The organism is Psychrobacter sp. T6-4 (assembly GCF_052258425.1).
In the GTDB taxonomy this organism is placed as follows: Bacteria; Pseudomonadota; Gammaproteobacteria; order Pseudomonadales; family Moraxellaceae; genus Psychrobacter.
Map to the genome: position 1 here is coordinate 46,788 of NZ_JBQQEZ010000006.1, position 19,960 is coordinate 66,747.

Sequence of the window (19,960 nt, forward strand, 5' to 3'; positions counted from 1 at the left end):
AGACGCCGTCATCACTTGCTATGTTTAGCACGCGTACTTACTTGAGTGCGGCAAGTTTATCTTACTATATTTTTAAGCATAAAATCACTATTTGCCGTTTAAATGAAAACAGGTTCATTACCAAATGATCTACATGAGCCTCTAGCTGTCGATATAATTGATCGCTTCATCCAAGGACACACTGACCAAAGTTGAGACGCCAGCTTGCGCCATAGTGATACCTTTTAGCTCATCAGCAATCTGCATGGAGAGCTTGTTGTGACTAATAAAAATAAACTGCACCTCTCCTGCAAGCTCCTCAATTAAGCTGGTAAAGCGCGCGACATTGGCATCATCGAGCGGCGCATCGACCTCGTCAAGTACGCAAAAGGGTGCAGGATGCTGCTTAAATATCGCAAAAATAAGACTCAGCGCGGTTAGGGTTTTCTCACCGCCTGAGAGTACCGCTAAGCGGCTGTTGCGCTTACCCTTGGGCTGCGCCATCAAAGTGAGTCCGGCGCGCCACTGCTCAGATTTAGGGAAATCACTATCGGTATCTAGCGTGAGGTTCGCGTGACCACCGCCGAATACTTTGGCGAATAAAGCCGCCAGCTCAAGATTTACCGCATCAAGCGTCTGCATAAATAACGCCTTAGTCGTCTCATCGATAGATTTGATCGCCTCAGTCAAAGTCTGCATACTCGCGGCAATGTCTGCCGTCTGCTGCGCTAACGGCTCTAAGCGCTCGTTAACCGCCGCCAGTTCTGTGATAGCGGTTAGATTAACCGCGCCTATTTTGCTCAGCTCATGCTCAAGCTTGGCTTGTTCTGATTTGAGCTGAGCGATTTTGTCTGGACGCACGCGGCGATCATGGACGATAAAGTCCGCTAACACGTTTGAGACACTTAGCATTTGCGGCGCGTCTTTATCATACTTTTGACTGATGCTTTGATACTTTGCTAGAGCCTCTTGCGCATGAGTGCTCGCGTCCTCCAAGCGCGCATTACTTAGCGCTAGCTGTGTTGCTAGCTGTGCCAAATCCTCTTGCTGTGATTGAAGCTTATGCTGTAGCGCGTCCAGCTCATTTTGCTGTTTACTATAGTCTTGCTTGAGCGCCGCTAAGGTTGACTCACGCTTCGCTAGCAGCGCTTGCTGCTGATCACGCAACTCTTGTATCTTTTGCACCCTTGTCCTTAGCTCTGGCAATTGCTGTTGATACTCTACTAATTGAACGCCAAGCTTTTGCGACTCTTGTAGGGATTTATCGTGCTGATCTGTCACCTTGACTAGGCGGCTAACGCTATGCTCTAAACGCATCTCGCCTTTTTGTATGTTTAACTGTAGTACCTGCCAAGCATCATCCTCTGCGTGCCGAACACGGCTACGCTCATTTTTATCCGTCTGTAACTTTTGACGATGACTTTTTGCTTCTGTCAATTGTGTAATGAGCGTATCTAGCGCCCGTTGAGTCTCGCCCTGCTTATCATTGAGCGCTTTTTGTTCAGATATTAGCGCTTGCTGTTCTTGCTCAAGGCTTAATTTGTCATTATCCAGACGCTGTATGTCAGCTTGCAAGCGCTCATACATCGCTTGACAAGTGGTAAGTTGCTGCTGGCAGTGATGCTTATCTTGCGTTAATTGGGCCGCCTGCGTACGAGCCTCCTCTAAGCTGATCGTCAATGCATCATACTCGCGCTGAGCTTGCTTAAGCGTTTGTTGCTGCGTGTTTATGCTTACATTGCTAGCCTCTAGCAAGGTCTCAAGCTGTTTTAGGCGCGCGCGTTGCTCAATACGTTGGGTCAAAAACGCGCTGTTGTTTTCGCTATTATCCCGACCAATGAGCCTACTTAAATTTATCATCCCTTGCTGACTAATCATCCAGCCATCAGTCGTTAGTAGCGTTGCAGGCTTTGGTAACACCTCTAAAACTCTACCCAGATTTGCTCTTTTTTCTTCTTCAGTTTCATTATCAGTGCCAATGTATAAATAACACTGCTGGCAAAGCGTAAGTCTTGGCTGCGAGATCAACTGAGATAAAGGTATAAGCTGTTTGCTAAGCGCATGTGCTAGCTGGCTCATAAATGAATGAACTTCATCGCTTTGGGTAGCGGGCAGCCATAAGCTGTGACCCGATTTTGCACCTACGGTATCTTTTTGATAACTGAGTAAGTTTGTTACATAATGCGCCAAGTTCTGTCTATTGTTGTCCGTCAGCAAGACATGGCTATCAAGCCACGGGGCCAGCCATTCATCGAGTATATGGGCATAACGCTGACCCAAATCTGTCAGCTCAATGCGTGCGCGTATCGTGCTTATCGGTAACGGCTGTGACACCTGATCAAAATCGCTATCTTCAGTGTCATAAGTTATTTTAGTAACGTGCTGCATTGACGTATCGTCGCGTGATTGAGCGGACGTATCGTTGCGTGATTTAGGATGCAGCATTTGATGCAAGGTATCGTACTCACCGACTAGCAGTGCATGACGTTTTTCATTCTCTGTCAGCTCACGCTGCTGTACGCCTAATCGCTGCTGTAACTCATGCGCCCTAGGTTGCAGTACTGCTACCTGCTCAAAGGTATAATCCTGCTTGCGTACAATGTGCCCTAGCTGATCCTTTAACTCGGTCAGCTCGGTATTTGCGAATGCAGGTGAGACGCTACTATGATCTGCGCCCAAGGGTAATAGCTGCGCATGTAGGGCTTGCCAATTGTGCTCGCGGCGCTGCCACTTGTCGTAGCTTTGCTGGTAGCGCTTTTGTTCCTGAGCATTAATGGCTTGTTGCTGCTCTAAAATGCGCATGTCATATTGTAAGCGCGATACTTTATCTTGCGCGTCAGTCCATGCCCGCTGCAATGTGCGCTCGCTTTGTTTATAGGACTCACGTTTGATCGCCAAATCGTTGAGCTGTGGACGTAGACTTGCCAGCAACGCTTGTTGCTCGCTTTGCTCTAGCTTTAAGGCTTCGCTCTCTGTATGCGTTTGTGATTGCTGCGCGTGTATACTATCGATCTGCTGCTCAATCTGGCTGATTTGGTTTTGAATATCAAAAAGCTCATGCTCAGCTTTTTGATAGCCCAGCTGCTGCTGATAGTGTGTGCTTTGCGCATCGTCTTTGAGCCACTGCTCTTGTGTGATGTGCGCTGTCAGTTTGTCTTGCTTGGCTTTTAGATCCTCACAAAGGCTTTGCAGGCGCGCGACCTCATCGAGACCTTGCTTGTGCGCTTGTTTTTGCTGCTGCTGATAGTGCTTAGCTTGGTACAACTGCTGAATGGTAAGTTGCTGCTGGATATCAGCACGCGCGAGTGTTAACTCCTCATAACGCTGGGCGCTTGTTGCTTGTTTAGATAGCCGCTTTTGTTGACTGACAAGCTCGCTTTGCATATCCTGCAAACGCGCTAAATTATCTTGCGTGATCTCAAGCTTTTTTTGGGTCTCTAAGCGCTGTGCTTGATAACGTGATACCCCTGCCGCCTCTTCAATAAACTCACGTAGCTGCATGGGGCTTGAGTCAACGATACGCCCAATCATGCCCTGCTCAATCACTGCATAACTGCGCGCGCCAAGCCCTGTGCCTAAAAAGACATCGACAACATCACGGCGACGCGCGCGCGTGCCATTAATAAAATAGTCTGAACGTCCCTCCTTATTGACTTGACGGCGTACAGACAGTTCATGATATAAGTTAAACTCGTGGCGAATGCCTGTGGTCTCATCTTGGGTGTGCTCAAAGGTCAGCTCGACACTGGCAACGCTTTTTGCCGATTTGTCTTGGGTGCCTGCAAAAATCACATCGCTCATCGCTCCGCCACGCAGCTGCTTGGCGGAGGTCTCGCCTAGTACCCAGCGTATGGCGTCAATGACGTTTGATTTGCCGCACCCATTGGGCCCGACAATAGCAGTAATGCCACGAGGAAAGTTAAAGGTGGTAGCATTAGCAAAGGATTTAAATCCTGTCAGCTTGAGGGATTTTAGGCGCATGAAAGGTATATTAGGTCAGCAAAAACAGGCGGCTATTCTACCGCAAATTGCGGTGTGTTTAGAAGTTTGTTATAAGGCTGCATTGCATTAGAATAGAGGACAGCCTATATTGAGTATGAATTAAAAATAAGCGAGCTAACATGAAGAACTCTGACCCGCAGGACTTACAACAAAAATATGAGCGCTGGAGCCAGTTATATCAGCAGCAACTTGAGGCGCAGCAGCAATTTTTAGAAGCAGAAAAGCTGTTCGATGAGTTGCAAGGGTATTACTTAAGCCCGCAGTGGATGGCAGATCGTGAAGCGGATCTACCAATTGAGCACTCAGGCGAGGCGCATTCTATCTTTAGTGAAGATGCGCTATGGAGCATGCTTACCGATCGCAATGAGCTGGCAATGAAGTGGATGCGATTGGGGCTCGATGCGATTGATAAAGAGTAGACTCTATCAACCGCCTGTAGAAAAAATTTATTTAGGCAAAGAACTGCTCAGACAAAAGTTATGCACTCAACTGGTTTGCGCCGGCGAGCACTTTGAGCGTTTGTCCCACTTCACTACTATAGGTTTCCTGTAGAATATCACTAACAAATACCCATTCTGACTGACAAGACTCAGGCGTGACCGTAATCGCCATATAACCACGCTCATTCGGGTTTATGAACTGCAAACCGTCTATGATTTGAGTCAGTACCGCTTTTACTTGTGCTGGCGGATTAGGAATGTATTCCTCAAATCCTGGTGAGCTGACTGAGCTGGTCGCAAACTCTACGCCCACAGCGTTGTTGTCTTTATCGGTGAGATTATTTGCCCATGCATTGTGCGTGTCACCCGCCAGTACGACTAGGTTTTTATTTAAGCTTTTGGCGGTTGCTAATATGCGCTCACGCGCCGCACTATAACCATCCCAAGCGTCAGTATTATAAGGAATAGCAGGCTGTTGCAATAGAGCGATATCTTGAGGGGTTAAAGTTTGTGGAGCGGTTTGGGCTTTTTGCGTTAACGCTAAGTACGCATTGATATCTAAGCCAAGTCTAGGATCGGCTAAATTCAAAATGACGGGCGCAGGTATATCCATCCGTCCCATCAACACTTGCTGACCGAGCACTTGCCACTTAGCGTTTGATTGCTGTAGTTGGCCCACCAGCCAGTTGTTCTGCGCCAGTCCCAATAGCTCTCTATTAGGGTCATTGGTCGCTGCCATAAACGCATCGCTGTCAATATAGGCGCCGACCACATTATCAGCTTTGATAAAATTGGCATAATTGAGCTGTTCATCACGTCCAATAATGCGAGTATCTAACATGTGCAAACTTAGTAAGTCGCCGAAGTCAAAGCTGCGATAGATCTTACTTTGTACTTCGTTACGTATCGGCATCCACTCATGATAAGCGGTGACAGCGGCGAGTTTGCGATCATCCCAGCTGCCCTCAGTGGCAGGCTGATGATTTTCGGCGCCATCTTCATAAGCATCATTGGCCAGCTCATGATCATCCCATACCGCAATCATAGGTACAGCGGCATGCAAGTCTTGCAAATCTGGATCGCTTCTATACTGCGCATAACGCATGCGGTATTCGTTGATGCGCGTCACCTCTTGCGCAGGTTCAACCTCACGGTCGATAGCAGCGGCGTTTTGCGACGCATAAGCAGGTACGACATTGCCCCCAGCATCGGTAACCGTGCGACCATACTCGTAAATATAGTCGCCCAAATGGATAAAAACATCTAAATCATTGCGCTTAGCAGCATTAGCGTAAACATGGAAAAACCCAGCTGGATAATTGGCACAGCTAAACACCGCCATTTTGACTTGGTTCACTGAGCCTACAGGTAAGGTTTTGGTTTTACCAACGCGGCTGCTTTTACTGCCTACGGTAAACTGATAATAATAAACGGTGTTTGGCTCTAGACCGTCTACATCGACTTTGACAGTATAGTCCTTGGTAGCATTTGTAGTGACAGATCCTCGTTTGAGCACATTATCCATCTGTGAATCACGAGCTATCACCCAGTTAACCGTAAATTGACGAGATCCTGTGTTTTGCGGAGTTACTCGGGTCCACAGTATGACACGATCAGATAAGGGATCACCGCTAGCAACACCGTGATCAAAACTAACGGCGTCATTGGCATTGAAATTGTCGTTGTCATCATCGTCACACCCTGCCAAGCCTAGACTAGCAGCCCCTACTGCCGCCACCCCTATAGACCCAAAACCTTTCATAAAGCGGCGTCTATTAAACACCATTTTGCTGCGAGTATTACTGGCAGGCTCAGATTGTGATGTGTCGCTTGATTCTACTAAGCTGTCGACAAAAACATTGTGAATCACTTTTTCTGTTGTATTGTCAGTTGCGACATCTTTTAGTTCGATATCTGCTTTTTTGCTTTTATCGCCGTGTTTACTCATGGCTTGCGCATCCTTGTGCTATAGGTAATCTATCGCTATCGATAAACATTAGGGTGGTTTCCCGTATTGATTAAACTTCCTTATCAATCAAATACAGGTAAGCAAAATACTATCACAAACGTTTAGTTATAAGTACAGTATTGTCTGTTGCAATATTTTTTGACAGGAGTAAGTGTTATCAAGGCTTTTAATAAAAATCATTTTTAGCGCGAAAAATTAGTTTTTTACTCTTCTTATTTTCTAATTTTGGCTAATTACACCACCCCAATCCCACTCAAAAACAACTGCCCGCCTGCGAATATAAGCAGCACACCAAAAGCGCGTTTTAGCGTGAGCGCTGGCAATACATGAGCAGGTTTGGCACCGACCTTTGCCATAGCGAAGCTCGCGACTGAGATGCATAAAAAGCCTGAAATATGCACAAAGCCTATCGTGCCCTCAGGCAAATTTGCGACGTCTTGTCCAAACCATGCAAATCCTACCGCGCCAGCCAGTGCAATCGGCAGACCACAAGCGGCTGAAGTGCCAACCGACTGTCTCATCGGTAGCCCTGCCCAGTTCAAAAACGGTACGGTCAAACTGCCGCCGCCGATTCCAAAGATAGACGACGCCATTCCGATACCAGTGCCTGCCCCAAACTGGACGCCAGCAGGAGGTAGCGGCTTACCCAATTACTCTTTGTTAGAGAAAAACAACATTTTGAGCGCTACTAGTAACGCACCGATACCGATAATCGCTTGCAACGCTTTGCCATCGATCATATCCGCGATACCTGCACCAACGAGACTACCGATAACTAGTCCTAACGCCATCTTGCGCCAAACCTCCCAGCGTACCCCGCCGCGCTTATTATGCGCGGTCAATGAGCTAATGGACGTCACTACGATGGTTGCAAGCGACGTACCAATCGCCAAATGCGTGATAACGTCAGGCGGGAAATCATAAGCGGTAAATATCCATACTAGTGCGGGCACGATAATCATGCCACCGCCAACGCCAAACAAGCCTGCACTAACACCTGCAAATGCACCCGCAATCACAAACCACACATATAACATCATTGACGCCACCTTTTATCTCACGGGTTTTTGTATCATAATGGCTAGCGCCAAGAGCGAAGCTCGCAGTATATATCCAATGCACTGTAAAAAAACATAGCGCTACTGGGATGAGTTTTATGCAGCATCAAGCGGCGTAGGCACAGCACGCAAGTAAAATTTATACCAGTAGCGCGTTTAAACTTACACGACAGTTTTATATTCAATTTACCATATTAAAAACAGTTGCATGAAATACTGACGCCACCCTTTTTAAATGCTGACGAAACTTACGAGCGTATCCGCTATGTTATCTAGCTTATCATCCAACCTTAATCATCGTCACCTTACGAGTAGCATCTCAACCAATAGCGAGCTGATAGCAGACCTAGAAGCAGGTACTCTGGACGGTGACAAAATACATCTTTTGACTGCGCAGATGCAAAGTGGTGGGCGCGGACAGCATCAGCGCTCATGGCAGTCGCCAGCGGGCAATGTGTATTTATCTCTGTATCATCCGTATCAAGCGCCTGTCAGCGGACTGCTATCGTTAATTGTAGGCGTGAAGCTGGCTACTATGCCTGTAATAGAAACGATCAATGAGCAATTATGTGCCAAAGGGTTGATTCCTATTGGTGTCAAATGGGCCAATGATTTGGGCTTTTATGCCCAGCAAAACACTCATACTACTATAGATAAAAGCGTGACGCCTTTTAGCAAACTGGCAGGGATATTAATAGAACCGGTATTACGCGATGGCAAAATGTTGGGCGTTGTCATCGGCGTCGGTCTAAATGTGGCAACTACGCCTACGCTCACCGCAAAAACTGCTGAAGGTATGAGTTATCAAGCAATAAGCTTGCAAGACATTAAGCAATTGGTTAAGACAGATAATAATAATGACATACCGAGTTTGATAACTCTTTACGAGCAAGTGAGCGATGCTCTGTTGTCAGCGATGACTTGTTTTGCGCAAATAGCGCTTGAGCGTGCTAGCGTAAACCCACACTATTTAAATGATTTTATACAGCAGTTTGAGGCGGTAGATGCGCTAGCAGACTTAAAGGTATGCGTCACGCAAACTCACCGCGCTCAAGAACACAAAATCGTAGGTCATGCCTGCGGTATAGATAATAATGGCTGTTTGCAATTACGCCAAGATGACGCTAGTATTTGCACCATTTTTACCGGTCGCCTTGATGTGATAAATGAAGTTTAAAGGGTACTTATAACGAATACTGCTCTCGCAAAAGCACCATTAAACGAGAGCGGTTAAAAGGGAAGGTTATGCTAAAAGGAATGCTATGCTCTGGTTAGATCTTGGTAATACTCGGCTCAAATACTGGCTGACAGATGATATCGGGCAGATCGTCGCGCATGATGCCAAATTGCATCTGCAAGCGCCCGCTGAGCTGCTGATGGGTCTGACCGATCGATTTGAGAACTACGCTCCTGATTTTATCGGTATCTCCTCAGTGCTGGGTGATGAGCTCAATAGTAAAGTATTTGAGACCTTGAGCCGACTTGATATTCCTTTTGAATTTGTCCATGTCGATGCCGCTCATCCATTGATGCATAGCAATTATAATGATCAGCAATTGGGCTGTGATCGCTGGTTACAGATGCTCGGTGCGGTCGATAAAAAAAAGCGCCAGTGCGTGATCGGCTGCGGCACCGCGGTGACGATTGATCTGATTGATCACGCCAAGCATTTGGGCGGCTATATTTTTCCTAATATCTATTTGCAACGCGAGTCGCTGTTCTCAGGAACCAAGCAGATTGCAATCTCAAACGGTAGTTTCGATAACTTAACTCATGGCATCACCACGCAAGATGCGGTACATCGCGGCATTTTATTATCTATCGTGGGCGCTATCAATGAGATTACTCATCGGCACCCAAACTTTGAGCTGATTATGACCGGCGGTGATGCCAATATTATCGCTCAACACGTCAATCGCCCCGTGCGGCTGCGCGATGATCTACTATTAAATGGGTTGGCGCGTTACTTTGATTATCGTCAGCAGTTGTCTGATTAGAGCTTTATAAGAGAATAAACCAATAAAAAAGCAGCACGTCATAGACATACTGCTTTTTGGATTAACCGTTATTTAATACCTTTACTTTGTCTCGTTAAACAACTCACGGCCGACGAGCATACGGCGAATCTCGCTCGTTCCAGCGCCAATCTCATAGAGTTTAGCATCGCGCCATAAACGTCCCAGCGGGTACTCATTGGTATAGCCATTACCGCCGAATATCTGAATGCCCTCGCCCGCCATCCATGTCGCTTTTTCTGCGCACCAAAGAATCACACTAGCGCAGTCTTTACGTACTTGGCGACTGTGACCTTCGCCCTGCTTATCCAGCATATCCAAGTTCTTACCGACCGTATATAAAAAGCTACGACCCGCCTGCAAGATAGTATACATATCCGCGACTTTACCTTGAATGAGTTGGAACTCACCGATAGCTTGTCCAAACTGCTTACGATCATGGATGTAGGGTATGACATTATCCATAACCGCTTGCATAATGCCGATAGGGCCAGCGGCTAGTACCGCACGCTCAAAATCTAGGCCACTCATCAAGACTTTAACGCCTTGACCAATGCCGCCCAAGATATTCTCGCTTGGCACTTTGACATTATTAAAAGTCATCTCGCCCGTATGGCTACCGCGCATGCCGAGCTTATCAAGCTTTTGCGCAGTACCAAAGCCTTCCATACCTTTTTCAACGATAAAGGCGGTCATGCCTTTGGCGCCTAGCTCCGGATTGGTCTTGGCATAGACCACCATGACATCGGCATCAGGACCGTTGGTAATCCACATCTTGCTACCATTTAAGATATAGTTGCCGTCTTTTTCTTCAGCTTTAAGTTTCATGCTGACAACATCGGAGCCTGCGCCCGTCTCACTCATGGCGAGCGCGCCGATAAACTCACCGCTGATAAGCTTAGGCAAAAACTTCTGCTTTTGCGCCTCATTTCCGTTACGTTTGATCTGGTTGATACACAAATTTGAGTGCGCGCCATAGCTTAGACCTATGGAGGCTGAAGCGCGGCTGATTTCCTCTAATGCAACCATGTGCGCCACATAACCCATGTCTGAGCCGCCATACTCTTCGGGTACCGTGATACCATGCAGGCCGACATCACCCATTTTTTCCCATAGATCCATAGGGAACTCATCACTGCTGTCAATCTCGCCTGCCCGTGGGGCGATTTCTTTTTCTGCGAACGCTCTGATGACATCACGTAGCGCGTCAATATCTTCACCAAGCTGAAAATCTAATCCGGGTAAACTCATAATCTTTCCTTGTGTTTAATTTTAAATATGTAGACTAAAATGTATTAAGAGGCACGTTTATTTATAATAGCTCGCGCCACGTTTGAGTCGTTACGGCGACCTAAGAATGTACTAATACGCTCGCCTGCCACTACTAACTTTTCCAAATCGATACCTGTTGTGATGCCCATGCCATGGAGCATATAAACCACGTCCTCTGTCGCCACATTACCCGTTGCGCCTTTGGCATACGGACAACCACCAAGACCTGCCACAGACGTATCAAACTCGCTAATACCAAGCTCAAGCGCCGCCAAAGTATTGCTCAATGCCTGACCGTAAGTGTCATGAAAGTGGCCAGATATTTTTGCGACATCAATATATTCAAAGGCCGCTTGAAGGGCGCGCTGAACTTTGAGCGGAGTACCAACACCGATCGTATCGGCGATACCGATTTGTTCTGCGCCGATCTCGACCATACGTTTGGTGACGTAAGCTACCTGGCTTGGGTCAATCTCGCCTTCATAAGGACAGCCCACGGTACAGGAAATGACGCCGCGCACTTTAATACCGTTTTGCTTGGCTGCAACGACTACAGGCGCAAAACGCTCAATACTCTCATCGATACTACAGTTGATGTTTTTTTGGCTAAAGGTCTCACTCGCTGAACCGAAAATCACTACTTCATCAGGATGGTAGGTGAGCGCATTATCAAAGCCGCGCATATTGGGCACCAGCACCGAATAAATAACGTCTCCACGCCGCGTATCTGACAGTGCCGTCATCAAATCCCTGTTATCACCCATTTGCGGCACCCATTTAGGCGAGACAAAACTGGTAGCCTCTAACTTCTTGACGCCTGCGGCTATTAGATCGTTAATCAAAGCTTGCTTAACCGCCGTCGGCACCGTCGCTGACTCATTTTGTAAGCCATCACGAGGACTAACATCAACGATGCGGACATGATCTGGGTATAAGTTACTCATAAGTGCCATCCTATTTTTTAAATATTGGCCTTTTTATTCATCAGACGCGCTGTCGATACGTAGAAGCTCATCGCCATCTGCGACCAGATCGCCTGCGCCAAATAGCAATTCGGCGACCACGCCATCGGTTGGCGCGGTAATAGTATGCTCAATCTTCATCGCTTCGATAACAGCAAGTGGCTCGCCTTTTTTGACACTGTCACCCACATTGACTTTGAACGCGACCACTTGACCCGGCATCGGCGACTTTAAACTGCCGACAGCAGCGCTCTCTTCGCCCGCGTAAGCCATAATATTGACAAGGGTAATTTGATCACGACCACGATCAGTAAAGACATGTACCCTCTCGTTATGTACCCAGCTTTGTGCGCTGACGCGTGCGCCATCCAGCCACAAGGTGTGATTGTGCGCGTCATTACTATTATAGCTGACCTGATCTTCAAAAACGCAGGTTAAAGACTCGGGAGCGGCTTGCTTATCATCAGCGCTTTTCTCAATGGTAAGTGTAAAGCTACTGGCTTGGTCATTACCTTTAGATGTGGCGCTATTAGCTGACACATTATGCCAGTCACTAATACGAGCAACATAAGACTGCTCATTGTAGACTAAGCTAAATGAGCGCGCGTAATCGGTATAAGCGCGAAAACCAGTGGGTTGACCAAAGGGATCATTGTCGTTTTGAGTGCTACTGAGTCTTGCTGAGGATTCGCCAGCGAGCTGTTGCACAATTGCAGTCGTTACTAGCGTAGATAGCTCAAGCGGCTGCTGATCGAACAAGACGTCCGCTTCTCGCTCAATCAAAGCGGTATCGAGATTGGCTTGACTAAAGGAGTCTGTATTGATGACATAACGCAAGAATGCCACGTTATTAGGCAGACCAACGATACGCGTTTGCCCTAATGCTTGATCCATCTTAGCTAGCGCTTGCTCGCGCGTTGGCGCATGGACGATAAGCTTGGCAATCATAGAGTCATAGAATGGACTGATGACATCGCCTTCGCGCACGCCGTCATCGATACGCACGTCATCGATAATAAAGGTGCTGTGCTCAGGTTTTTGATAAGTAAACAGCGTCCCTGTCGCCGGCAAAAAATTATTATCAGGGTTTTCCGCGCAAATACGTGCCTCAATCGCATGACCGTTTATCGCAAGCTCTTCTTGCGATTTTGGCAGTGGTAAGCCTGCGGCAACTCGCAATTGCCATTCAACCAAATCAACGCCCGTGATCGCTTCACTGACAGGATGTTCTACTTGCAAGCGCGTATTCATCTCCATAAAATAAAAGCTCATCTCGCCACCGCGCTGCTCAACGATGAACTCAACCGTGCCCGCGCCTACGTAATCGACCGCACGCGCCGCTTCAATCGCAGCCGTACCCATTGCCTCACGCATAGACTCATCAACGCCTGGCGCTGGCGCTTCTTCTAGCACCTTTTGATGGCGACGTTGTACCGAGCAATCACGCTCAAATAGATGCACGTAGTTGCCATGACTATCACCAAACACTTGGATCTCGATATGGCGTGGTTTGAGCGCGTATTTTTCGATGAGTACTTGATCATCACCAAAACTGGTAATGGCCTCTCGGCGGCAGGAGTCTAGCAAATCATTAAAGTCGCCACTGTTTTCGACGATACGCATCCCTTTACCGCCGCCGCCCGCGCTGGCTTTGATAAGCACGGGATAACCAATAGCATCGGCTTTCTCTTTTAAGAATGCTGCGTCTTGATTGTCACCATGATAGCCCGGTATTAGCGGTACGTTTGCCGCTTCCATTAAGCGCTTAGACTCAGACTTGCCGCCCATTGCCCGTATGGCATCAGCAGACGGTCCGATAAAGGCGATACCTGCATCTTGACAAGCCTGCGCAAAGTCAGCGTTTTCACTCAAAAACCCGTAACCTGGGTGAATGGCCTCAGCGCCTTTATCTTTGGCAATAGCGATAATTTCATCGCCTTTGAGATAGCTATCTTTTGGGGCTGAACCGCCTAAATAAATGGCTTCATCACAGACAGACACGTGCTTGGCATGTCGATCCGCATCAGAGTAGACGGCAACGGTGCGGACGCCTAAGCGCTTAGCAGTCGCCGCAACACGGCAAGCAATCTCGCCACGGTTGGCGATAAGAATCTTTGAAAACATAGCTATCCTTGTCTTTGCCTTTTAGTTCTATGATAACTTCTATACTTACTTAAGCCCGCTTTGTTAAGCTGAGCCTAGAGGATTAGTATAAGAGTCCTTAATTATAGGGTTAGTTGTTATATATTTATTTGCTAGATACTTAATTTGCTAGATACCTATTCGCTAGATGCGTAGTTATCAGCTGAGCCAATCAGGCTTACGCTTTTGTAAAAAGGCTTGTACGCCTTCCTTTCCTTGCTCTGACGACCGAATATCAGCGATATCTTTTACCGTATCAGCGATTAATTCATCGTCTATTGTCTCGCCAGCGATATCATGCAAAAGTCGCTTGCAAGTCTTGACCGCATCAGGGCTGTTATTGACAATCTTGGCGCATATTGCAGCCACTCTATTTTGCAACTCGTCCTCATTAACACGCTCATGGATAAAGCCTAATTGACGCGCTTTTTTGGCATCGAACACTTCAGCCGTTAAGAAATAACGCTGCGAGGCACGCGCGCCCAAAGCTCGTATGACATAAGGGCTAATCGTTGCAGGCGCTAAACCTAAACGTACTTCGCTTAAGCAAAAATTAGCGATTTTGACTGCGATAGCCACATCACATACTGCAACCAAACCCATACCACCCGCATAAACATCGCCTTGAATAGCGGCAATGGTAGGTTTAGGACACTCGTAAATCGTTTTGAGCATTTGCGCGAGTTTATCGGCATCGGCTAGATTTTCATCATAGTCGTAATCTGCCATAGCGCGCATCCATTTTAGATCCGCGCCCGCGCAAAACGCCTTGCCTGCTGCCGCTAAAGTGATAACGCGAACCTCGTCGCTTTGACCCAATTGCTTAAACACAGCTGTTAATTCGCTAATCATCTCATCATTAAAAGCATTGCGAATCTCAGGACGATTTAAGGTTACGGTTGCGATATAGTTTTCTGTGGTTACTAGTAGATTTTTATAATTATTCATATGATTTTGTCTCTTAGTTTTATAGCGGCTTTTCTTTCAATATAGTCATTCTATTTTGAAAAGTAAAAAGTGTGGCTGGTAGAAATTTTTGCAGCCTCTGTCGGCGTAGGCACAGCACGCAAGAAAATTCTTACCAGCCACATGCCAAATTTTCCATCATGCTTATAGACAAGAATTATCATCTATTAGGTTCAACCTACATTCTAAAGACACCAAACGTCGTCTCTTCTATTGGGGCATTGTGCGCAGCACTCAGTCCAAGCACCAATACCTTGCGCGTATCAGCAGGATCAATGACGCCATCATCCCAAAGCCGTGCAGTGGCATAATAAGGATGGCCTTGCTCTTCATACATATCACGAATCGGCGCTTTAAAGGCTTCTTCGTCAGCCTCGCTCCATGCCTCGCCTTTGCGCTCAAAATTATCGCGCTTGACCGTTGCCAGTACTGAGGCCGCTTGCTCGCCGCCCATGACTGAAATACGAGCATTAGGCCACATCCACAAAAAGCGTGGACTGTAAGCGCGGCCACACATACCATAGTTGCCGGCGCCAAACGAGCCACCAACGATAACGGTAAATTTGGGCACTTTGGCATTGGCAACAGCCATGACCATCTTGGCACCATGACGGGCAATACCTTCGTTTTCGTACTTGCGCCCAACCATAAAGCCTGTGATATTCTGCAAAAACACGAGTGGGATTTTACGCTTACAGCACAGCTCAATAAAGTGCGTGCTCTTTTGCGCCGACTCGCTAAACAAGATGCCGTTGTTGGCGATAATACCGACGGGCATCCCTTCGATATGGGCAAAACCGCAAATGATAGTCGTAGCAAAACGCGCTTTGAACTCATCAAACGCACTGTCATCGACGATGCGAGCGATGATTTCTCTAACATCAAAAGGTTTGCGCTTATCTGTTGGAATAATGCCGTATAGCTCTTTGGCGTCATAACGTGGCGGGCGCGGCGTGATTTGATTAGGAATGACCTTGGCATCGCGGTTTAAGTGACCGACGATATCGCGCGCTATAGATAAAGCATGAGTATCGTTTTGCGCGAGATAGTCGACCACCCCTGATAGACGCGTATGTACGTCACCGCCGCCTAAATCCTCAGCACTAACCTCCTCGCCTGTCGCCGCTTTGACCAGTGGTGGTCCGCCTAAAAATATCGTGCCTTGATCTTTAACAATGATAGACTCATCACTCATCGCGGGCACATAAGCGCCGCCTGCAGTACAGCTGCCCATGACCACCGCAATCTGCGGAATCCCTGCGGCACTTAGATTGGCCTGATTAAAGAAGATACGCCCAAAGTCATCTTTATCAGGGAAAACTTCGTCTTGATTGGGCAAGTTCGCGCCGCCTGAGTCAACGAGATAGACACAAGGCAGATGGTTTTCTTGCGCAATCTCTTGCGCGCGCAAATGCTTTTTGACCGTCATAGGATAATAAGTACCGCCTTTGACGGTGGCATCATTACAGACAATCATGCACTCAACACCATTGATACGACCAATACCTGCGATCACGCCAGCGGCTGGGATATCCTCGCCATACATATCATGCGCCGCCATCGGGGCGACTTCTAAGAACGGCGTACCAACATCAAGCAGGCGCTCAACACGCTCACGGGGCAACAGCTTACCGCGCGCTAAATGCTTGGCACGTGCACGCTCTGACCCGCCTTTTGCAACTTTATTTAGATGCTCATATAGATCGTCAACGATGACTTGCATAGCTTCACGGTTTTGTTGAAACTCGCTGGCGTTTGGACTCAATTTACTGGTGATTATAGCGCTCATGACATCCCTTTTTATAATAGGTCTTTATACTTATACTTGCTATTTGACAACTTTCTATTTAATAGCTTCTTACTTAAAAACTGAGTACTTAGATAATTAATATATAGCTAGTTAATACATAGCAGTGTTCTGCTTTTATATCTAACCGTGATTAGCCATTACTCTAAACCCAACTCAGTGACCATCTCTTCGATGATTTTATACTTCTGAATTTTACCAGTAATAGTCATCGGGTACTCTTCAACAAAACGATAGTAGGTCGGTATTTTATAATGAGCAATATTGTTGCGGCAGAACTCTTTGACCTCATCTTCAGTCAAGCAATCAGGCTCTTTTGGAATGATCAAAGCCGCTAACACCTCGCCATAACGCTTATCAGGAATGCCGACGACTTGTACATCGCGGATCTTGGGATGACGATACAGATAGTTTTCGATCTCGACAGGATAGATATTCTCGCCGCCGCGAATGACCATATCTTTACTACGACCGACGACTTTGACATAGCCATCCTCATCCATCGTCGCCAAGTCACCCGTATGCATCCAGCCGTCTTGGATAGCTTCTCGAGTCTTAAAGCGGCTGCCCCAATAGCCTTTCATGACCGAATAGCCACGCGTCAACAGCTCACCTGTCTCCCCTAACGCCACAATCTCGCCCGTTTCGGTATCGACAACTTTGACCTCAAGAGCGGGCTGAACCAAACCGACAGTTGAGACTTGCTTTTCAAGCGGGGTGTGTTTGTTAGTCTGACAGGACACAGGACTGGTTTCGGTCATGCCATAAGCAATAGTAACCTCATCCATGTGCATCTCATCGATAACGCGGCGCATGACCTCAATTGGGCAACTAGAGCCTGCCATGATGCCTGTGCGTAGCGTAGACAAGTCGTATTGCGCAAAATCAGGATGATCAAGCATAGCGATAAACATCGTTGGCACGCCATGCAGAGCAGTGCACTTCTCAGCCTGCACCGCCTCCAATACGCTAAGCGGCTCAAAGCCATCATTAGGATAAACGATACAGCCGCCGTGAGTGAGAATGGCTAAGTTACCAAGCACCATACCAAAGCAGTGATAAAGCGGAACGGGAATACACAAGATATCATCGAAGGTGAGATTCATCGCCTCCCCGATAAAGTAGCCGTTATTAAGGATATTGCGGTGCGTTAAGGTCGCGCCTTTCGGTGTACCTGTGGTGCCGCTGGTGAATTGCACATTGATCGCGTCAGTGTTTTTGAGCTGAGCTTGACGCTCGGCAATACGTGGATCATTGGCGTCGCCTTCACTCATCCAGTCAGAAAACTTTTGCATATAATCAAAGTTGTCATCATTGCCCGGCTCATCAATCCAGATAATACGCTCAATCGTTGGAATCTCAACCAAATCAAGCTGATTATAAGTCTTGTGATAGATCTCAGGACACAGCTCGCGTACCATTTGCGCATAGTCGCTGCTTTTGAAATGGCGCATAAGTACCAGCGCCGAACAGCCTAATTTATTGAGTGAGTATTGCAGCTCAAAGGTGCGGTAAGCGGGGTTAATATTGACAAGGACGATACCCACTTTGGCGGTCGCCAATTGCATCAGTAGCCACTCGCTATTGTTATGCGACCAGATGCCGATACGATCGCCAATCTCAAGCCCCATCTCTATGATGGCGCTTGCCAGCTGATTGACCTGCTGTTGTAGCTCTTTGTAGGTCCAGCGGATATTTTGATGCGAGGAGATCAGCGCCATACGATCAGGATACTTGTCAGCAATAGCATCAAAAAAGTCGCCAATGGTCGCCTCAATAAGCGGCACATCAGGGCCTTTATCGTAGCTCTTAGTGAGCGGCGCATTCGCCGAGCGCTCGCCCATATTTATGCTTGGGACATTATTAAGAATAGTATCAAAATTAGGAGTTTGAGTCATAACGAGTCCTTTCGTTGTGCTTATCTGTAGAATCTATAGGCTATTGCTAATAGAACATATATTCCACAGCTTTGTCTACCACTACTATAGCGCCTTCATTCAAGACTTGTCAATAATACCGATACGGTACGTATCATTTAAATGATTTAGACTTTAGCTACTGTCTGATGACTACAGGGGCCTTGATAGTCACTGTGGCGCTCACCTTATTGTCTTTGATCAAATCCATGACCAGCTCGTCCTCGCTCTCAGTGGTAACCTGCCAGTTGCCATCAGCTTGCGGCGTGCCTACGACCATGACCGAGATGGCTTTATTTTTGAGACGTATCATAGGTGGTTTGTGCTCATAACCGTTATGATCAGTACCCAAAATATCATCTGCAATCGTTGCCGCTTGCGCTCGTAATGGCGCGACATAGCGACAGGCGACCCCATCAATCGACATACAATCACCGATAGCATAAATAGGGTTTGACTGAATTTGGCTTGATTCAGTTGCGCTTGATTGAGCTTGCAACGTTGAGGCGTCAACGACGATACCCGTACGGCGATCAAACTCGATGCCTGCTGCAGCGGGCAACTTGTCATCAACAATGAGACCGGTACTGGCAATCACGTGATCGACGATCAGGTTAGTAGGTTGGTTTTCTGTAGACTCGCTGTTATTTTTTAAAAACTCATAGCTAAGCGTCAGCGTGTCATCATCGTTACGATTAACATTTGTGACTTGATAACCGCCCAAAAACTGTATGCCTTGCGACTCTATCGCTTTGGCAATACGCGCGGTAGCCTTTGCAGGTAGCATTTGCGCAAGTGGGGCATCGTTTAGATCAAGCAAAGTCACCTTATGACCTGCTTTTAACAAGTCCTCTGCAATCTCAGTGCCCACCATGCCAGCACCGACGATAGCAACGCGTTGACTGCCTGTACCCAGCTTTTCTTGCAACTGCCCAAAGCGCTCGATGTGATTGACATGCCAGACTAAACTCTCAGGCAAACTCTTAGGGAAGATAGGATGCGCGCCCATAGCTAGCACCAGCTTGTCATACCCCAACGTGGCATAAGCCATGTTAGCAGGGTCTGATCGTGTGGCGGAGACCAGATGCAACTGCTGAGCGGCTGCGTCGATATCGCTGACTTGCGTATCAGCGAGCAAAGTTATATTAGCGGTTTTTGCAGCATCAGCGCCTGTTGCCCGCACCAAATCTGCTACGCGTTTGTTTTGACTGATTGCCATCGTTAGCATCGGCTTGTGATAGCGATCGCCGCTATCGGCGGTGATTAAGGTGATTGGGATGTCCTTATCTTTACTACGAATCGCATCAATCACATGCCAGCCTGCGAGGCCTGCGCCGATAATAACCACGCCATTTTTGTCAAAGGATGGTTTTGCTGTCACTGTATTTTGCTCTGTCATATAAGCTCCGATTTTGCTCAAATATTCTTTATC

General features: G+C 47.3%; 12 protein-coding genes and 1 pseudogene. 3 read left to right on the plus strand and 10 right to left on the minus strand.

What is annotated here, in order from left to right:
* Window positions 1-141 precede the first annotated feature (141 nt).
* Window positions 142-3,960, minus strand: a complete 3,819-nt coding sequence (locus ACTXGE_RS05690; RefSeq protein WP_443542475.1) for an AAA family ATPase — start codon at window positions 3,958-3,960, stop codon at window positions 142-144.
* A gap of 140 nt (window positions 3,961-4,100) precedes the next feature.
* Between ACTXGE_RS05690 and ACTXGE_RS05695 the strand changes: the two genes are divergently transcribed.
* Complete coding sequence (locus ACTXGE_RS05695; RefSeq protein ID WP_435950236.1) at window positions 4,101-4,400, plus strand: DUF4298 domain-containing protein; 300 nt, start codon at window positions 4,101-4,103, stop codon at window positions 4,398-4,400.
* 58 nt (window positions 4,401-4,458) lie between these two features.
* On the opposite strand, the gene ACTXGE_RS05700 is transcribed toward ACTXGE_RS05695, so the two are convergent.
* Both ACTXGE_RS05700 and ACTXGE_RS05705 read right to left on the minus strand, forming a co-directional pair.
* On the minus strand, window positions 4,459-6,369 hold the full coding sequence (locus ACTXGE_RS05700) for an alkaline phosphatase D family protein (protein ID WP_443542473.1): 1,911 nt from the start codon (window positions 6,367-6,369) through the stop codon (window positions 4,459-4,461).
* Between the two features lie 254 nt (window positions 6,370-6,623).
* A pseudogene (locus tag ACTXGE_RS05705) lies at window positions 6,624-7,427 on the minus strand (sulfite exporter TauE/SafE family protein).
* A gap of 286 nt (window positions 7,428-7,713) precedes the next feature.
* On the opposite strand from ACTXGE_RS05705, the gene ACTXGE_RS05710 reads away from it, so the two are divergent.
* Window positions 7,714-8,625: a biotin--[acetyl-CoA-carboxylase] ligase gene (locus ACTXGE_RS05710; protein WP_443560286.1), complete on the plus strand. Its 912-nt coding sequence runs from the start codon at window positions 7,714-7,716 to the stop codon at window positions 8,623-8,625.
* An 85-nt stretch (window positions 8,626-8,710) separates the two neighbouring features.
* Window positions 8,711-9,445 carry a pantothenate kinase gene (locus ACTXGE_RS05715; protein WP_443542469.1) on the plus strand — a complete coding sequence of 245 codons (735 nt, stop codon included), beginning with the start codon at window positions 8,711-8,713 and terminating at the stop codon, window positions 9,443-9,445.
* A gap of 81 nt (window positions 9,446-9,526) precedes the next feature.
* Here ACTXGE_RS05715 and ACTXGE_RS05720 read toward each other — a convergent pair whose 3' ends face one another.
* From ACTXGE_RS05720 to ACTXGE_RS05750, 7 genes are all read right to left on the minus strand, one after another.
* Window positions 9,527-10,714 (minus strand): isovaleryl-CoA dehydrogenase, encoded by a 1,188-nt coding sequence (locus tag ACTXGE_RS05720; RefSeq protein ID WP_443542467.1) that lies wholly within the window; start codon window positions 10,712-10,714, stop codon window positions 9,527-9,529.
* A gap of 44 nt (window positions 10,715-10,758) precedes the next feature.
* The gene (locus tag ACTXGE_RS05725; protein WP_317200196.1) at window positions 10,759-11,679 is read right to left on the minus strand and encodes a hydroxymethylglutaryl-CoA lyase; all 921 of its coding nucleotides are present in this window, start codon (window positions 11,677-11,679) and stop codon (window positions 10,759-10,761) included.
* A 33-nt stretch (window positions 11,680-11,712) separates the two neighbouring features.
* Window positions 11,713-13,821 carry an acetyl/propionyl/methylcrotonyl-CoA carboxylase subunit alpha gene (locus ACTXGE_RS05730; RefSeq protein ID WP_443542466.1) on the minus strand — a complete coding sequence of 703 codons (2,109 nt, stop codon included), beginning with the start codon at window positions 13,819-13,821 and terminating at the stop codon, window positions 11,713-11,715.
* A 177-nt stretch (window positions 13,822-13,998) separates the two neighbouring features.
* Window positions 13,999-14,787, minus strand: a complete 789-nt coding sequence (locus tag ACTXGE_RS05735) for an enoyl-CoA hydratase/isomerase family protein (protein ID WP_443542464.1) — start codon at window positions 14,785-14,787, stop codon at window positions 13,999-14,001.
* Window positions 14,788-14,983: 196 nt separating this feature from the next.
* Complete coding sequence (locus tag ACTXGE_RS05740) at window positions 14,984-16,594, minus strand: carboxyl transferase domain-containing protein (protein WP_443542463.1); 1,611 nt, start codon at window positions 16,592-16,594, stop codon at window positions 14,984-14,986.
* Window positions 16,595-16,752: 158 nt separating this feature from the next.
* Window positions 16,753-18,510: an AMP-binding protein gene (locus ACTXGE_RS05745; RefSeq protein ID WP_443542462.1), complete on the minus strand. Its 1,758-nt coding sequence runs from the start codon at window positions 18,508-18,510 to the stop codon at window positions 16,753-16,755.
* A gap of 157 nt (window positions 18,511-18,667) precedes the next feature.
* Window positions 18,668-19,927 (minus strand): FAD-dependent oxidoreductase, encoded by a 1,260-nt coding sequence (locus ACTXGE_RS05750; RefSeq protein ID WP_443542460.1) that lies wholly within the window; start codon window positions 19,925-19,927, stop codon window positions 18,668-18,670.
* Window positions 19,928-19,960 lie beyond the last annotated feature (33 nt).

What these genes read in the sequence shown, in the direction of transcription:
- ACTXGE_RS05690 (WP_443542475.1), bottom strand. Translation starts at nt 3,960, where the DNA reads ATGCGCCTAAAATCCCTCAAGCTGACAGGATTTAAATCCTTTGCTAAT.
- ACTXGE_RS05695 (WP_435950236.1), top strand. Translation starts at nt 4,101, where the DNA reads ATGAAGAACTCTGACCCGCAGGACTTACAACAAAAATATGAGCGCTGG.
- ACTXGE_RS05700 (WP_443542473.1), bottom strand. Translation starts at nt 6,369, where the DNA reads ATGAGTAAACACGGCGATAAAAGCAAAAAAGCAGATATCGAACTAAAA.
- ACTXGE_RS05710 (WP_443560286.1), top strand. Translation starts at nt 7,714, where the DNA reads ATGTTATCTAGCTTATCATCCAACCTTAATCATCGTCACCTTACGAGT.
- ACTXGE_RS05715 (WP_443542469.1), top strand. Translation starts at nt 8,711, where the DNA reads ATGCTCTGGTTAGATCTTGGTAATACTCGGCTCAAATACTGGCTGACA.
- ACTXGE_RS05720 (WP_443542467.1), bottom strand. Translation starts at nt 10,714, where the DNA reads ATGAGTTTACCCGGATTAGATTTTCAGCTTGGTGAAGATATTGACGCG.
- ACTXGE_RS05725 (WP_317200196.1), bottom strand. Translation starts at nt 11,679, where the DNA reads ATGAGTAACTTATACCCAGATCATGTCCGCATCGTTGATGTTAGTCCT.
- ACTXGE_RS05730 (WP_443542466.1), bottom strand. Translation starts at nt 13,821, where the DNA reads ATGTTTTCAAAGATTCTTATCGCCAACCGTGGCGAGATTGCTTGCCGT.
- ACTXGE_RS05735 (WP_443542464.1), bottom strand. Translation starts at nt 14,787, where the DNA reads ATGAATAATTATAAAAATCTACTAGTAACCACAGAAAACTATATCGCA.
- ACTXGE_RS05740 (WP_443542463.1), bottom strand. Translation starts at nt 16,594, where the DNA reads ATGAGCGCTATAATCACCAGTAAATTGAGTCCAAACGCCAGCGAGTTT.
- ACTXGE_RS05745 (WP_443542462.1), bottom strand. Translation starts at nt 18,510, where the DNA reads ATGACTCAAACTCCTAATTTTGATACTATTCTTAATAATGTCCCAAGC.
- ACTXGE_RS05750 (WP_443542460.1), bottom strand. Translation starts at nt 19,927, where the DNA reads ATGACAGAGCAAAATACAGTGACAGCAAAACCATCCTTTGACAAAAAT.